General features: G+C 66.9%; 18 protein-coding genes. 13 read left to right on the forward strand and 5 right to left on the reverse strand.

The window, feature by feature from the left end:
* Positions 1-57 precede the first annotated feature (57 nt).
* Positions 58-1,050, reverse strand: a complete 993-nt coding sequence (locus P6144_RS11655; RefSeq protein ID WP_277767925.1) for a hypothetical protein — start codon at positions 1,048-1,050, stop codon at positions 58-60.
* On the reverse strand, positions 1,047-2,291 hold the full coding sequence (locus P6144_RS11660; RefSeq protein ID WP_277767926.1) for a TIGR04063 family PEP-CTERM/XrtA system glycosyltransferase: 1,245 nt from the start codon (positions 2,289-2,291) through the stop codon (positions 1,047-1,049). Before P6144_RS11660 ends, P6144_RS11655 begins: the two co-directional genes overlap by 4 nt.
* 87 nt (positions 2,292-2,378) lie before the next feature.
* Between P6144_RS11660 and P6144_RS11665 the strand changes: the two genes are divergently transcribed.
* The 3 genes from P6144_RS11665 to P6144_RS11675 are packed head-to-tail and all read left to right on the forward strand — an operon-like array spanning position 2,379 to position 4,997.
* Positions 2,379-2,531 carry a hypothetical protein gene (locus P6144_RS11665; protein ID WP_277767927.1) on the forward strand — a complete coding sequence of 51 codons (153 nt, stop codon included), beginning with the start codon at positions 2,379-2,381 and terminating at the stop codon, positions 2,529-2,531.
* Positions 2,524-3,876 (forward strand): putative O-glycosylation ligase, exosortase A system-associated, encoded by a 1,353-nt coding sequence (locus P6144_RS11670; RefSeq protein ID WP_277767928.1) that lies wholly within the window; start codon positions 2,524-2,526, stop codon positions 3,874-3,876. Before P6144_RS11665 ends, P6144_RS11670 begins: the two co-directional genes overlap by 8 nt.
* Complete coding sequence (locus tag P6144_RS11675) at positions 3,873-4,997, forward strand: acyltransferase (RefSeq protein ID WP_277767929.1); 1,125 nt, start codon at positions 3,873-3,875, stop codon at positions 4,995-4,997. Before P6144_RS11670 ends, P6144_RS11675 begins: the two co-directional genes overlap by 4 nt.
* Before the next feature lie 67 nt (positions 4,998-5,064).
* Here P6144_RS11675 and P6144_RS11680 read toward each other — a convergent pair whose 3' ends face one another.
* On the reverse strand, positions 5,065-5,628 hold the full coding sequence (locus P6144_RS11680; RefSeq protein ID WP_277767930.1) for a type 1 glutamine amidotransferase domain-containing protein: 564 nt from the start codon (positions 5,626-5,628) through the stop codon (positions 5,065-5,067).
* A 103-nt stretch (positions 5,629-5,731) separates the two neighbouring features.
* On the opposite strand from P6144_RS11680, the gene P6144_RS11685 reads away from it, so the two are divergent.
* The 3 genes from P6144_RS11685 to P6144_RS11695 are packed head-to-tail and all read left to right on the forward strand — an operon-like array spanning position 5,732 to position 8,339.
* Entirely contained in the window at positions 5,732-6,760 is a 1,029-nt protein-coding gene (locus tag P6144_RS11685; RefSeq protein ID WP_277767931.1) for a DNA topoisomerase IB, read from the forward strand.
* Positions 6,757-7,911 carry a mechanosensitive ion channel family protein gene (locus P6144_RS11690; protein ID WP_277767932.1) on the forward strand — a complete coding sequence of 385 codons (1,155 nt, stop codon included), beginning with the start codon at positions 6,757-6,759 and terminating at the stop codon, positions 7,909-7,911. Before P6144_RS11685 ends, P6144_RS11690 begins: the two co-directional genes overlap by 4 nt.
* On the forward strand, positions 7,908-8,339 hold the full coding sequence (locus tag P6144_RS11695; protein WP_277767933.1) for a nuclear transport factor 2 family protein: 432 nt from the start codon (positions 7,908-7,910) through the stop codon (positions 8,337-8,339). The genes P6144_RS11690 and P6144_RS11695 overlap by 4 nt, the downstream gene beginning before the upstream one ends.
* A gap of 4 nt (positions 8,340-8,343) precedes the next feature.
* Here P6144_RS11695 and P6144_RS11700 read toward each other — a convergent pair whose 3' ends face one another.
* Complete coding sequence (locus P6144_RS11700) at positions 8,344-8,823, reverse strand: hypothetical protein (protein ID WP_277767934.1); 480 nt, start codon at positions 8,821-8,823, stop codon at positions 8,344-8,346.
* A 104-nt stretch (positions 8,824-8,927) separates the two neighbouring features.
* Here P6144_RS11700 and P6144_RS11705 point away from each other — a divergent pair, with 104 nt between their 5' ends.
* The 7 genes from P6144_RS11705 to P6144_RS11735 all read left to right on the forward strand — a co-directional run bounded on the left by P6144_RS11705 (position 8,928) and on the right by P6144_RS11735 (position 13,731).
* On the forward strand, positions 8,928-9,539 hold the full coding sequence (locus P6144_RS11705; protein WP_277767935.1) for a helix-turn-helix domain-containing protein: 612 nt from the start codon (positions 8,928-8,930) through the stop codon (positions 9,537-9,539).
* Between the two features lie 182 nt (positions 9,540-9,721).
* On the forward strand, positions 9,722-10,153 hold the full coding sequence (locus P6144_RS11710) for a MaoC family dehydratase (protein WP_277767965.1): 432 nt from the start codon (positions 9,722-9,724) through the stop codon (positions 10,151-10,153).
* A gap of 139 nt (positions 10,154-10,292) precedes the next feature.
* On the forward strand, positions 10,293-11,471 hold the full coding sequence (locus P6144_RS11715) for an acetyl-CoA C-acyltransferase (RefSeq protein WP_277767936.1): 1,179 nt from the start codon (positions 10,293-10,295) through the stop codon (positions 11,469-11,471).
* The gene (locus P6144_RS11720) at positions 11,472-12,062 is read left to right on the forward strand and encodes an SMI1/KNR4 family protein (RefSeq protein ID WP_277767937.1); all 591 of its coding nucleotides are present in this window, start codon (positions 11,472-11,474) and stop codon (positions 12,060-12,062) included. It abuts the gene before it with no gap.
* 43 nt (positions 12,063-12,105) lie between these two features.
* Complete coding sequence (locus tag P6144_RS11725; protein ID WP_277767938.1) at positions 12,106-12,642, forward strand: DUF805 domain-containing protein; 537 nt, start codon at positions 12,106-12,108, stop codon at positions 12,640-12,642.
* Between the two features lie 75 nt (positions 12,643-12,717).
* Positions 12,718-13,197, forward strand: a complete 480-nt coding sequence (locus P6144_RS11730; protein WP_277767939.1) for a pyridoxamine 5'-phosphate oxidase family protein — start codon at positions 12,718-12,720, stop codon at positions 13,195-13,197.
* A gap of 159 nt (positions 13,198-13,356) precedes the next feature.
* On the forward strand, positions 13,357-13,731 hold the full coding sequence (locus P6144_RS11735) for a YkvA family protein (RefSeq protein ID WP_277767940.1): 375 nt from the start codon (positions 13,357-13,359) through the stop codon (positions 13,729-13,731).
* Between the two features lie 92 nt (positions 13,732-13,823).
* On the opposite strand, the gene phaZ is transcribed toward P6144_RS11735, so the two are convergent.
* On the reverse strand, positions 13,824-15,071 hold the full coding sequence (gene phaZ / locus P6144_RS11740) for a polyhydroxyalkanoate depolymerase (RefSeq protein ID WP_277767941.1): 1,248 nt from the start codon (positions 15,069-15,071) through the stop codon (positions 13,824-13,826).
* Positions 15,072-15,168 lie beyond the last annotated feature (97 nt).

A 15,168-nucleotide genomic window follows, 5' to 3' on the forward strand; every position in this document is an offset into this window, starting at 1 on the left:
CTTTCCGACGGTCAGGAAGAATGGATTCCCGCCTGTGCGGGAATGACGAAGGGTGGGTTACGCCGTCCGCCGCGCCAGGTTGCGCAGCGTGACCAGCGCCTCCTCCAGCCCGCGCTCCTGCGCCTTGGCCGGGGTCTGGGTCGCGCCGATCGTCTTGTCGGCGACGCCGCGCTCGAGCCGGTCGAGCAGCGCATGGATCGATGCGTCGGTATCGCGGCGGACCATCCGCTCGGGCACGGGCTCGGCCACCGGCGGCGGCACGTGCGCGCGCACCGGCGGCGTCAGCTCGAAGATCTCGAAGCGCTCGCCCTCGTCGAAGATCGACGGGCGCGGCTGGCGGCGCAGCGGCGCCAGCGGCACCGGCGCGGGCTTGGGCACCGCCGGGATCGCCTGCGGGTCGAAGGCCGAGAGCGGCTGGTCGAAATCGGTCGGCAGGTCCTGCTCGACGGGCGGCAGGGGTGCGCGCGCATGGGCCTCGCGCGCGTAGCTGTCGTGACTTTCGTGACTTTCCGGCGCTTCCGCCTCGGCCTCGATAGCTTCCTGGGCGTGTACTTCGTGTACTTTGGGCGCCGCTTCGACCGGCACCGGCATCGGGCGCGGCGGGAAGATCGCGTCGAAATCGACCTTTTCCTCCTCGGCCTCCGCAACCGGCGCGGCGGCGCGGACTTCGAGGAACGGCCTGCCCAGGTCGCGGGTGGCGAGGAGCGGCGGACGCGGCGGCGCATCGGGATGGGCATCGGCGCGGCGCAGCACCGGCACGGCGACTTCCTCGGGGTCGGTCGGCGCAACTTCGCCGCCGATCGTCAGCCCGCGGCTGCCCAGCAGGATGAACGCCGAAAGCCACATGAAGGCGCCGACAAACACGCCCGCGCCCAGCGCCACGCCCAGCCGGGCGGTGATGCCCAGCGGCGGTTCGGCCGCGGCGAGAATGGAGGGAAGCCCGCTATCCATCACCAGCGCCTCGAGCGCAGGCACGGGGATCATCGCCACGCCAAGCGCAGCGAGGCCACCCGCGACCAGCGCGATCAGGGGCGCCAGCGGCAGGTTCATGCACGCACCATCGCGTCGGGGGTCCGCGAGTCTTCCATGCCCGCGATTTTGGCGAGTCTTTGGTAAACGGAGTCATAACGACCGACATTTGTCGCCCAGCTCCGCTCGGCCTCGACGAACGCCCGGCCGCGCTCGCGCCGCGCATCCCAGCCGTCGCGCTCGGCGAAGAGCTGCGCCACCGCCTCGGCCAGCGCCTGCGGATCGTCGGGCCTGAACAGCGTGCCGGTGTCGCCGTCGCGGATCAGCTCGCGGTGCCCGCCCACGTCCGAGGCGGCGACCAGCCGGCGCTGCGCCATCGCCTCCAGCGGCTTGAGGGGCGTCACCAGGTCGGTCAGCCGCATGTGCTTGCGCGGATAGACCAGCACGTCGATCACGCTGTAGTAGCGCTCGACCTGCTGGTGCGGCACGCGGCCGACAAAGTGGATGCGGTCCGCCACCGGCGATGCCGCCGCCTGCGCCATCAGCGCCGCGTCGCACGGCCCGCCGCCGACCAGCACCAGGTGCATCTTGGGGCGCAGCGCGACCAGCCCCGGCATCGCCTCGATCAGCACGTCGAGCCCTTCATAATCGTAGAAGCTGCCGATGAAGCCGATCGTCTCGGCCCCCTCGATCCCCAGCTCGCTGGCCAGCGCCCCGTCATGGGCCAGCGGCGCGCCGAACAGGCCAAGGTCGACGCCGTTGGGCGAGATCATGATCTTGCCCGCATCGATCCCGCCACGCGCCACCAGGTCGCCCTTCAGCCCTTCGCAGATCACCGCCACGGCATCCGCCTTGCGCACCGCCCGCGTCTCCAGCCAGCGCGTCGCCCGGTATTTCCAGCTGCCCTCGGTGCCGGTGCCGTTGCCCACGGCGGCGTCTTCCCAGAAGGCACGGATCTCGTAGATCAGCGGCAGGCCAAGCTTGTTCGCCACCCGCTGTGCCGCCATCGCGCCGAGCACGGGCGAATGGGCGTGGAGCACGTCCGGCTGCCACTGCCGCGCCACCGCCTCGATCCGCTTCGCAAAGGCCGAAACCTCGCGCAGCTCGCCGATCACCGGCGGCCCGGAATTGACTCGCGGCGTCCGGTAGAAGCGGATGCCGTCGATCGTCTCTTCGTCGGTGTCGAACTTGCCGTGGCGCGGGCTGGTCACCGCCGCGACTTCCCACCCCCGCGCCATCTGCGCCTTCAGGATCGCCCGCGTACGGAAGGTATAGCCGCTATGCAGCGGCAGGCCGTGATCGAGGATGTGGAGAATCCGCATGCCCGCCCAATTGGCACAGGAGCACTTAACGCCACGTCAACCGCATCCCGCTACACCGGCCTTCGTAAGCAGGAGCGGCACGGGCCCATGATCGACAATCTATCGCTCGCGATCTCGCACGGGCTGATGCTGCTCGCGGCCTTCCTACTGCTGCGCCGTCCCGATCTCGATTCCGAGCCCGGCCCGAACGACACCGAGTCCAAGGCCAAGCCCAGCCGATGGGGCAAGCCCGGTGCGTGATCTCGTCTTCGTCGCTTTCCTGCTGGCCTTTTTCGGGATGGGCTTCCGCAAGCCGTTCATCTTCGTGCTGGTCTATGCCTATATCGACATCGTCTCGCCGCAGCGGCTGACCTATCTGCTGTTGAACTCCGTCCCGATCTCGCTGATCGCAGTCGGCCTCTCGGTGCTCGGCTGGCTGGCGATGGACGACAAGAAGGACGTCCGCGTCGCCCCGCGCCAGCTGATGATCATCGCCCTGCTCGGCTATTGCTTCTACACGACGATCAATGCCGACTTCAAAGTCGAGGCACTCGACAAGTGGGACTGGGTCTGGAAGGCGCTCGCCTTCGCCGCCTTCCTGCCGCTGACCTTGCGCACCAAGCTGCGCATCGAGAGCCTGCTGCTCTTCATGATCCTCTCGGCCTCGTCGATCATCATCGTCGGCGGGATCAAGACGCTCGGCTCGGGCGGCGGTTACGGCGAGCTCAACCTGATGGTCGCCAACAATTCCGGCCTCTACGAAGGCTCGACCATCTCCACCGTGGCGATCGCGATTGTCCCGCTGATCGTCTGGTTCATGCGCTTCGGCACGATCTTCCCGCCCGACTGGAAGGTGAAGTGCTTCTGCCTAGCGCTGATCTTCGCCTGCCTGCTCATCCCGGTCGGCACCTCGACGCGCACCGGCCTGCTCTGCATCGGCCTGGTCGCGCTGCTGATGATCCGCGATACCAAGCGCAAGGTCGTCTATCTCACCGCGCTTGGCTGCCTCGGCCTCGCCGCCGTGCCTTTCCTGCCCTCCTCGTTCACCGAGCGCATGGGGACGATCAAGACCTACAAGGCCGATGCCTCGGCCTCCACCCGCCTAGCGGTGTGGCAGTGGACGATGGAATACGCCAAGACGCATCCGATGGGCGGCGGCTTCGAAGCCTATCGCCAGAACCAGATCCGCTATGAGAAGGTCGCGGTCGAAGGCGAAGGCGACGGCCAGCAAAAGGTCGATCGCAGCCTCGAAGTCGACAAGGCGCGCGCCTATCACAGCGCCTATTTCGAGATGCTCGGCGAGCAGGGTTATCCGGGCCTGGCGCTGTGGCTGACGATCAACATCCTCGGCATCTTCCGCATGGAAGTGCTGCGCCAGCGCTACCGGAAGCCCGAGCCGGGGCAGGAATGGGTCGCCCCGCTCGCCTCGGCGCTGCAGACTGCGCACATCGTCTATATGCTGGGCGCCACCTTCATCGCGATCGCCTTCCAGCCTTTCGTCTATATGCTGATCGGCGCGCAGATCGGGCTCGACACCTATATGGCCCGCAAGCGCGAGGAATCCGCCTGGCGGCCACTCCGCAAGGCCAGGCCGGCGCTGGCATGAGGGGCCCCGAACTGAAGGCGCTCACCAGCGTCCGCGGCATCGCGGCCTGGTTCGTCGTGCTCTTCCACATCCGCTTCGCGCTGGGCCTGCCCGATCCCGAGATGCACCTGCTCGCCAAGGGCTATCTCGCGGTCGACTTCTTCTTCCTGCTCTCGGGCTTCGTCATCTGGATGACCTGGGGCGATCGCATCCGCACCGGCGGCCTTTCCGTGGTCCCCGGTTTCCTGCGGCGCCGGATCGCCCGGGTCTGGCCGCTGCACCTCGTCCTGCTGGCCTTCGGCGTGGCGATCGCCGCCACGCTCGAGCTGACCGGCCGCGGCAGCGACCAGTTCCCCTGGCACGAGCTGCCGCTTCACATCCTGCTGCTCCAGAACTGGGGCTTCACCGAGCATCTCACCTGGAACGACCCGGCCTGGTCGATCTCGTGCGAACTCGCTGCCTATCTGCTCTTCCCGCTGCTCGCTCTGGCCATGGACTGGCGCCGGGTGCCGAGCTGGGGCCTGATCGCCGCCGTCGCCGCGCTGCTCGCTTTGCTCCATGCGATCTTCGCCAGCCGCGGTGCCTGGGCGCTGGGCCAGGAGATCCTGCAACTGGGCCTGATCCGCTGCCTGATCGAGTTCGCCGCCGGCACCGCGATCGGCGCGCTCTGGCTGCGCTGGCGGGAGCATTGGCGCCTGCCCGCGCTGCTGAGTTTCGGTCTCGCCTTAGCTTTTGCTGCGGGCTGGGCGCTCGGCCTGCCCGAGACCCTCGCCGCGCCCGCCACCTTCGCCGCGCTCCTGCTCGGCCTGGCGCTCACCTCGGCCAAGCGCGGCAACCCGCTGGAGATCGCGCCGCTCCACTATCTCGGCGAGATCAGCTACGCGACCTATCTCTCCCACTATCTGCTGTGGTTCGCCTTCAAGCTGGCGTTCGTCGAGAACGAGCATGCCGTGCCCTGGCCGATGGTCGCCGGCTTCCTGCTGCTCGTGCTGCTGGCGTCGGTGGCGCTCTACCATCTGGTCGAGCGCCCGGCGCAGAAATGGGTGAACGCCCTTAAACTCCTCCCCGGAACGGGGAGGGGGACCGCGCCGCTTCAGCGGCGTGGTGGAGGGGGCCCACCCTCCACCAGCGACATGATCTGAGGAGAGCGGGCCCCCTCCACCATCGCTGACGCGATGGTCCCCCTCCCCGTTCCGGGGAGGAATTTGTTCAGATCTCGTACGGCACCTTCTGAAGCGCTTCGATCACCGCGCGATTGAACGCGGGAATATCGTCGGGCTTGCGGCTGGTGATCAAATTCTCGTCGACCACCACTTCGCGATCGACCACGTCGGCGCCGGCATTCTCCAGGTCGGTGCGGATCGAGGGCCAGCTCGTCACTTCGCGCCCGTCGACGACATCGGCCTCGACCAGCAGCCACGGCCCGTGGCAGATCGCCGCGACGATCTTCTCGTCGTCCATGAACTCGCCGACGATCTCCACCGCACGCTCGTTCATCCTCAGCTTGTCCGGATTGGCGACGCCGCCGGGCAGCACCAGCGCGTCGTAATTCTCGGTCTCTACTTCGTCCACCGTGGTGTCCGGGGTGATGCTCTCGCCCTTCTCGCCGCCCTTCTCCCCGGTGATCGGATCGGTATCGAGCGCCGCCAGCGTCACCTGCGCGCCGGCATCGATCAGCGCCTGGCGCGGCAGCATCAGTTCGTCCTGCTCGAAGCCGTTGGTCGCCATCATCAGCACGCGGACATGGGAAAGATCGGGGGAGGTCGAAGTCATGGCCAAGCTCCTCGGATTGCGCCGGTTCAACCGGTCGCCCCAACGCCGGTTCCGGAACGAAGCGGTGGGCCGCGCATTGACCGGGGCGTAGCGAGGAGGCCCTGTGTCCCAGACGAGTTCCTGTCCCGACATCGTCTATGTCGACGATCAGCAGCCCGGCATCACCCGCCGCAAGGTGCGGCATGGCTGGGGCTATTGGGATGCGGAGGGCGCACGGATCAAGGACCGCGATGCGATCGACCGGCTCAACGCGATCGGCCTGCCGCCTGCCTATGTGAACGCCTGGTTCTGCCCCGATCCGCGCGGGCATATCCAGGCGACCGGCTATGACGAGAAGGGCCGCAAGCAATATCGCTACCACACCGCCTTCCGCGAGGCCCAGGAAGCGGCGAAATATGATCGCTGCGCCGATTTCGGCGAGCATCTGGCGAAGCTCCGGGCCAGGGTCGAGCAGGATCTGAAGCTGCGTGGCCTGTGCAAGGAAAAGGCCGTCGCCGCGGTCGTCCGCCTGCTCGACCTCGGCAGCATCCGCGTCGGCAACGAGCAATATGCCCAGGCGAACAAGAGCTTCGGCGCGACCACGCTGCGCAAGCGCCATGTGGTGGTGAAGGGCCAGACGCTGCGCCTCCAGTTCCGCGCCAAGTCGGGCAAGCTGCGCGTGATGACGATCACCGACGGCTCGCTCAGCCGCTTCGTCAAGAAGTGCCAGGACCTGCCGGGCCAGCACCTGTTTCGCTGGATCGACGATACCGGCGAGGCGCATCCGGTCACCTCGTCCGACGTCAATTGCTACATCCGCGAGGCGATGGGCGAGGATTTCACTGCCAAGCATTTCCGCACCTGGGGCGCCAGTGTCCTTGCCTTCCGCGCGCTCGCCGAAGCCGATGGCCATCTCGGGCTCAAGGCAATGCTCGAGCCGGTGACCGAGGCGCTGGGCAACACCCCCGCCATCGCCCGCAAATCCTATGTCCACCCCGCGCTGATCGATCTCGCCAAGGATCGCGACGCCCAGGCGGCGTGGCGCACGGATCTCCACTTGCCGCGCGCCACGCGCTGGCTCAATCGTTACGAACGCGGCCTGATCGGCTATCTCGAAGCCCTTGCCGCCTGCCAACCCAAGAAAGCTGCATGACGACACCGACCAATCGCACCGCCGCCGGCTTCCCCAAGAGCGAGGACCTCCAGGTCCAGGCCGAGACCTTCGCCAATGACAGCTGGGCCTGGGCCCAGTCCCACTGGCTCCAGATCCTGATCGCCGCCGGCGTCGCCATCGCGGTGTTCTTCCTGCTCCACGCGATCAAGGGCTGGGGCGCGCGCCTGTGCAAGAAGGGCGAAGGCGTCGCCAACTGGTATGCGATCATCGGCCGCGCGGTGGCGAAGACCGGCAATTTCTTCATCCTGATGACGTCGATCCGGCTGGTCACCGGCTATGCCGGCCCTCCCGCCATGGTCGAGAGCACGGTAGAGTTCCTCTTCACCATCTCCGCCGCCTTCCAGTGCGCGATCTGGCTGCGCGAGCTGATCTTCGGCGCGATCGAGCACAAGACCAGCGCCGACAATTATCACGGCTCGGGCCTGGCCAGCGCGCTCGGCATCATCCGCATCCTGATCACCGTGGTGCTGTTCGCGATCGCCGCGGTGATGGTGCTCGGCAATCTCGGGGTGAACGTCACCGGTCTGATCGCCGGCCTCGGCGTCGGCGGCATCGCCATCGGTCTCGCGGCGCAGGGCATCTTCGCCAATCTCTTCGCCGCGCTGACCATCCTGTTCGATCGCCCCTTCCGCGTCGGCGACAAGATCCGCTTCGACAAGAACAGCGGCATCGTCCAGTCGATCGGACTGATGAGCACGCGCATCCGCTCGTTCATCGGCGAGGAGCTGGTCTTCTCGAACAAGCAGCTGCTCGACAAGCTGATCGAGAACCTGTCGCTGCGCCACCATACGCGCACCAAGCTGCCGATCGGCGTCGCCTATGAAACCCCGGTCGAAAAGCTCGAGGCGCTGCCCGCGATGTTCAAGGAGATCGTCGAGCAGGCCGGCGGCACGCTTTCGCGCGCCAGCACCGAAGGCTTCGGCGCCAGCTCGATCGATTTCATGATCGAGTTCGACGTGGCCGGCGACGACGTGCCGCATGCCCAGATCGTGCGCGACAAGATCATCTTCGCCGTTCTGCGCAAGTTCGCCGCGGAGGGCATTTCGATTCCCTACCCGACCCAGACCACCTTCACCGCCAATCCAAGCGGCGAGCTGATCATGCCCTATTCGGTCGAGGCGGGCGCATGAGCACTCGGCCCGAGGACCTGCTGTCGCGCTACTCGGAAGCGATCCGCACCCGCGACGCGCGAATGATCGCGGCGGACTATGCCCCGGGCGCGCTCGCCTATGACCTTGCGCCGCCGCTCCAGCACGATGCCGCCGCGACGGTCGACCTTGCGGAGCTCGATGCCTGGTTCGAGACCTGGGAAGACGATCTGCGTGTCGATCACCGTCCGCCGACGGTGGTGCAGAACGGCGATCTGGCGGTGCTGTGGTGCCTCCAGCATATGCACGGCACCAAGAAGGGCGAAGGCCGGACCAGCCTGTGGTTCCGCACCACGCTGGCCGCGCGGCTGATCGATGGCGCGTGGAAGATCGCGCACATCCACACCTCCGTCCCCTTCGCGATGGACGGCAGCGGCAAGGCGATGCTCGATCTCGAGCCGGAGGCCTGACCGCTCAGGCCGGCGCCATGCCGACCGCGCTCAGGAACCCCTGCCAGTTCTCCACCGTCAGCCCGGCATGATATTCGGCCTGCATCTCGGGGGTGAGCACCTCGATCATCCGCGTGCCCTCCACCCACAGCTCGAGCACGCCGAACACGCCGCCGCGGTTACGGTACTTGATCGGCCAGCCCTCGCGCTTCGCCAGTGCCAGCACGTCTTCCACGCCCTTGTCGGTGGCGATCGCCAGATGCGTCGCCGAGCGGTTGCCGTTGAAACCGATGATGCCGAATGCGTCGGCATCGCCCTCCGCCTCGACCAGCTCGGTGCCGCGCGGATAGACTTCCACCGTGGTGCGGCGATCGTCGCCCGCCATCGCCATCCAGCTTCCCGCGATCACCGGGGGAAAGGGCAATGCCACCCCGCCCCACAGCTCGGCGATCACTTCGGCGACATGCTGCGGATCGTCCGCGTCGATCGAAACATGGAATAACATATGCGCACTCCCTGGAATCTCGTGTATGACACCTCCAATACACTTGGCACATTCTGTGTCAATCGAGATTTGACACAGAATGTGTCGCGTTTATTGGGAAGACCATGCCCAAACGGAATTTCCTGCTCGCCGATCCTGCCAAGCCCGAAGGCTCCGACAATCCCCATACCCGCGCGAAGATCGCCGATGCGATCCTGGCGCTGATGGCGGAGGGCGACCGGCTCAACCATGATCAGGTCGCCGAGCGCTCGGGCGTCTCGCGGCGCACGGTCTATCGCTATTATCCCGATCAGGCCGCGTTGCGCGCCGCCGCCTGGGCCCGCGTCGGTCCTGCCGGTGGCATCCCGACGACGCTCGACGCGTTCGTCGGCGACATGGCCGGGCGCTTCGCCAATTTCGACGACAAGGCCGATGCGATGACCGTGGTGATGGCCAGCGCCGAAGGCCGCGCCATCCGCAATGTGATGAAGCCCGAGCGCGTCACTGCCTTTCGCGCCATGCTGGCGCCGAATGTCGAGGCGCTGGCCGAGCCCGACCGCACCCGCGCGATCGCCGCCATCCAGCTGCTCGGCAGCGGCTTTGCCTGGCGCGAGATGCGCGACCAGTGGGACATGGATGGCCCGGAGGCCGCTGCCGCCTGTCGCTGGGCGATCGAGACCCTGCTCGCGGATCTCGAACGCCGTGGCGGCAAACCCCTGACCGGCGGACCGGCCTGAGTCGCGCTTTTCGAACATCGGGTTCGGTCGATTCGCCCTCCGCATCTCCAAGGCTGACGCTACGTCTGCCACGTCTTTCAAATTTCCGGTCGGCCAAGGCTTGCGGTAGCCCCTCCCGGTTCACTAGATGGGGCCAGAACAGGCGAGAGGACGGCCCCTTGGCGACGATTACGGTGCAGCAGATGGCCGAGAGCATCGGCACCGAGCGCGTGTCCGACTGGGTCGAGGTCACCCAGTCGATGATCGACCAGTTCGCCGAGGCGACCGGCGATCACCAATTCATCCATGTCGATCCCGTCCGTGCGGCGCAGACGCCGTTCGGCGGCACGATCGCGCATGGCTTCCTGTCGCTCTCGCTGATGCCGATGCTCGGCGCCCGTGCCGGAGCCCCGGCGATCGAGGGCGCGAAGATGGGCGTCAATTACGGCGGCAACAAAGTCCGCTTCATGCAGCCGGTCCGCTCGGGCAAGCGCGTCCGCGGCCGCTTCAAATTGCTCAAGTTCACCGAGCGCAAGCCCGGCGTGTGGGAACAGGTCCAGGAATATACCCTCGAGATCGAGGGCGAGGAAAAGCCCGCGCTGATCGCCGAGTGGATCGCGCTGGTCTATGTTTGACGCACATCCCCCTCCCGCTTGCGGGAGGGGTTAGGGGAGGGGCTGTCAGACCCTCGAAACGATCCGGGAGCGGCTCCTGCCCCTCCCCCGACCCCTCCCGCAAGCGGGAGGGGAGAAGAACAAGAAGGAAGGAAACACCATGTCTCGCTCCGCAGTCATCGTCTCCACTGCCCGCACCGGCATCGGCCGCGCCTATCGCGGCGCGTTCAACGCCACCCCGGCGCCGACGCTCGGCGCCCATTCGATCAAGGCTGCGGTCGAGCGCGCCGGCATCGATCCGGCCGAAGTGCAGGACGTGGTGTTCGGCGCCGCGCTCCAGCAGGGCAGCCAGGCGGGTAACATCGCCCGCACTGCGCTGCTCCGCGCCGGCCTGCCGGTCACTGTCGCCGGCATGTCGGTCGATCGCCAGTGCGCCTCGGGCCTGATGGCGATCGCCACGGCGGCCAAGGAGATCATCGTCGACAATATGGACATCGCGCTGGGCGGCGGCGTCGAGTCGATCTCGCTGGTGCAGACCCCGGCGCTGCGCGTCGAGCCCGATCGCGAGTTGCTCGCGATGCACGGCGATATCTACATGCCGATGCTGCAGACCGCCGAAGTCGTCGCCGCGCGCTACGGCATCGGCCGCGATCGCTGCGACGCCTATGCCCTCCAGTCGCAGCAGCGCACTGCCGCCGCCCAGGCCGCGGGCAAGTTCGATGACGAGATCGTGCCGGTCACTGCGACGATGAACGTCGTCAACAAGGAGACCAAGGAAGTCTCGCAGAAGGAGATCACGCTCGCCAAGGACGAGGGCAACCGCGCCGACACCACGCTCGAGGGCCTGCAGTCGCTCAACCCGGTGCTGCCGAACGGCACCGTCACCGCCGGCAACGCCTCGCAGCTGTCGGACGGCAGCTCGGCCAGCGTGCTGATGGAAGAGAAGGTCGCCGAGAAGCGCGGCCTCCAGCCGCTCGGCCGTTATGTCGGCATGGCAGTGGCCGGCACCAAGCCCGACGAGATGGGCATCGGCCCGGTCTATGCCATCCCGAAGCTGCTCGAGCGCTTCAACCTCAAGATGGACGATATCGGCCTGTGGGAGCTGAACGAGGCGTTTGCGGTGCAGGTCCTCTATTGCCAGGACCAGCTCGGCATCCCGAACGAGCTGCTCAACGTCAACGGCGGCGCGATCTCGATCGGCCACCCGTACGGCATGTCGGGCGCGCGCATGACCGGCCACGCGCTGATCGAAGGCAAGCGCCGCGGCGCCAAGTACGTCGTCGTGACGATGTGCATCGGCGGCGGCATGGGCGCGGCGGGCCTGTTCGAGGTCCTCTGAATGGGCTGGTTCGCCGGTTGGTTGTCCAGACGGGCCGCCAACCGGCGCCGGCAATCCGAGTTTCTCGGCGCGCATATCAGCCCCGAGACCCGCGCGGCGGTCGAGGCAGCACAGGCCCGGCGCGCCCGGGCGTTTGCCGACCCCACATTGTCCCCGCTTGCGGCACTGTTGACCTGGTGGGGCCAGCCGCCGGTAGCCAGCCCTCCCGAACCGGAAATCCGCGCGCTCGAAGTGCGCTATGCGCTGCGCCTGCCCGATGATTTCCGCGCCTATCTGATGGCCACCATGCCCCAGGGCAACGAATGGGATGACGAGGGCACGCGCTGGTTCCCGTTGGCCGACATCAAGTCGCTGGGTGACGAAACCACGAGTTGGGAAACCAAGTCGACGCTCGACAACGACAAGCTCCTCGTCTTCGCCGACTTCCTGATGTGGTGCTACGCCTGGGCGGTCGACTGCTCCGACACCGAAAACCGCGGCAAGGTCGCGCTGATCGCCGGGAGCGATCGCCACCCCGATCACTATGTCGCCGACAGTTTCGACGATTTCCTCGCCCGCTATCTCCGCGACGACCATTCGCTCCACCAATAGCGCGATCTTGACGGGCACCTGCACGAAGCCGCAGTCTCGCATCATGTCGCAAGGGTATCGCAGCCGGTCGGGCTGGGGTCTGATCTTCAATCCGCTGCGCATGGCGCTGGTCTTCACCGGGCGCGCCACCCGCTCCGACGTGCTTGGCTGGTGGCTGCTCGGCGGCGTGCTCTTTGGCCTGCTGGCCGCGATCACCCATATGTTTGCGGAAGCGATCTGGCTCGAGGCAATCCCGAACCTGATCATCGGCCTTGCTACGATCGCGCTGCTCGTGCGCCGCCTGCACGATATCGGGCACAGTGGCTGGTGGATGGCCTTGCTCTTGGGCGTGCTGATCGCCAGCGTCACCGGCATCCATTATTATGCCGATGCCCACCCGGATGCCGGGGTGACGGCAAACTTCCTGTCGGTCCATCTGCATGGCGATGTGCATTGGACGCCGACGCTCGCCGCACTGGTCGCGCTCGACCTGCTCGGGCTGCTCTGCACATTTGCCCTGATGCTCATTCCCGGCGCAATCGGCACCAACCGATATGGCCCCGATCCGCGCATGGGCCGTGAGGTGTCTGAACCTGCCTGAACACGCCTCCCGCTCCCGCGGGAACGCCGGACCCCACCGGCTTGTTCTTCTCCCACAAGCCCCGGGAGAGAGCCCATGACCGACACCGCCCAACTCAAGCAGCATCTCTGGAAGAAGCTCGCCGAAAGCCCGTTCCTGATGATCGGGCTGACGGACAGCGATCAGCACCATATCCCGCTCACCGCGCAGCTCGATCCCGATCAGGTCGACACGCTGTTCTTCTTCGCGGGCAAGGACAATCGCCTTGCCTCAGGCGGCCGGGCGATGGCGCATTTCGTCGCCAAGGGGCATGACTATTTCGCCTGCCTCGACGGCACCGTCCGCGTCGACAACGACTTCGCGATGATCGACAAGCTGTGGAATCGCCATGTCGCGGCCTGGTTTCCAGGCGGCAAGGACGATCCCAATCTCGCGCTGCTCCGCTTCGACATCGACAGCGCCGAGCTGTGGGAGGCCGACATGTCGATCACCGGCATGGTCAAGCTGCTGTTCGGCGGCAAGATCCGCGGCGACCAGGAAGGCAGCCACGCCGTGGTCGAGACGACCGCGACCTAGGCCTGCCAAGTTCAGCGTCGCCCCACACCGTCATCCCGGCGAAAGCCGGGATCTCAGGCGATGGCGCGGGACAAGAGTCGCACGAGATCGCAGCTTCCGCCGGGATGGCGGCTCCGGGTTGGGCTTGACCGCCACGCCCGCCCGCGCCACCCAAAGGCCATGACCGGCCCCTCGCTCGCCCACCGCATCCGCACCGAAGCGCACGCCGTGTGGTTCGCGGTGCGCGATCCGCGCACGCCGCTGCTCGCCAAGCTGGTCGGCCTGCTCGTCGCCGCCTATGCGCTCTCGCCGATCGACCTGATCCCGGATTTCATCCCGGTGCTCGGCCTGGTCGACGACGCGATCATGATCCCGATCGGCATCTGGCTGTTCGAGAAGCTGATCCCGCCCGCGCTCTTCGCCGAGCACCGCGCCCGCGCCGAGATCGAGACGCAGCGCCCGGTGAGCTGGCCGGGGGTGATCCTCATTCTCGCGATCTGGGCCGGCCTCGCCTGGCTGATCTGGGGCGTGGTCGCCACCAGCGAGTATAATTGACCGCTACGCCGTCACCCCGGCGAAAGCCGGGGTCTCAGGCGAAGGCGCGGGACAGGAGCCGCACGAGATCCCGGCTTTCGCCGGGATGACGCTCAGCCGCTATGCGTCGCCATCCACTGCTCCACGATCGGCGCGATGCGGGTGCGCCACTTCGAGCCGTTGAAGATGCCGTAATGGCCCACGCTCTCGGCGAGGTGATACTGCTTCATCGCGTCGGGCAACGCGGTGGCGATGGTCAGCGCCGCCTTGGTCTGGCCGATGCCCGAGATGTCGTCCTTCTCGCCTTCGATCGCGAGGATGGCGACGTCCTTGATCGCCGCGGGGTCCACCTTGCGGCCGCGATGCGCCATCGTGCCCTTGGGCAGCGCATGCGCCTGAAACACCGTGTCGATCGTCTGCAGGTAGAATTCGGCGGTCATGTCGCAGACCGAGCGATATTCCTCATAGAACTTCATCGTCGATTCGGCGCCCTCGCCATCGCCCTGGACGAGATGCTTGAACATCTCCCAGTGGCTGATCATGTGGTTGCCGAGGTTCATCGTCATGAAACCCGCAAGCTGCAGGAAGCCCGGATAGACCTTCCGGCCAGCGCCGGCATAGGTCATCGGAACGGTGGCGATGACGTTCTGCTCGAACCAGCTGAACGGGCGCTCGGTGGCGAGCGTGTTGACCGCGGTCGGCGCCTCGCGCGTGTCGATCGGGCCGCCCATCATGGTCAGCGTCGCCGGGCGGTTGGGGTGGTTGTCGGCGCTCATCAGCGCCACCGCGGCATAGGCCGGCACCGAGGGCTGGCAGACCGCCAGCACGTGCGGGCGCGGTTCGCCGTCCTTGCCGATGAACGCCAGGAACTCGACCAGATAGTCGATATAATCGTCCAGGTCGAAGCGCCCGTCCGCCAGCGGCACCAGCTTCGCGTCGCGCCAGTCGGTGATATAGACGTCCGCCACCGGCAGCATCCGCTCGACCGTGCCGCGCAGCAGCGTGGCGTAATGGCCGGACATCGGCGCGACGATCAGCAGCTTGGGGCCGCCCTCCACGGCCGTCCCGTCTTCCTTGACGCGCACGAAGCGCTTGAGCTGGCCGAACGGCTTGCGCAGCACCACTTCCTCATGGACGTCGATCGTCTTGCCGTCGATCTCGGTATGGTCGAGCGCGAAATCGGGCTTGCCGCGCGGGGCGGAGGCGTGCGCGAACACTTCGAGCGCCGAGGCGAGCACCGGCCCGCCCCCGAAATAGGCGAACGGATTGGCCGGATTGTTGAGGAGGCCTGCGGAGAAATTGGCCAGCGCGCTCGCACCTGCGAGAAGCGAGCGCTGAATCTCATAAGCGTCGTACAGCATTGCGTCCCTTCCGCCGTCCCCCTCCCCTATGGCGGCGGCTCTTGTCAGCGTTATAGTCGGCCCGTGCTGCGGTGCAACGTCGGCATATCGCGTAATG

Origin of the sequence: Sphingomonas sp. HITSZ_GF (assembly GCF_029543155.1) — a bacterium.
GTDB lineage: Bacteria > Pseudomonadota > Alphaproteobacteria > Sphingomonadales > Sphingomonadaceae > Sphingomonas.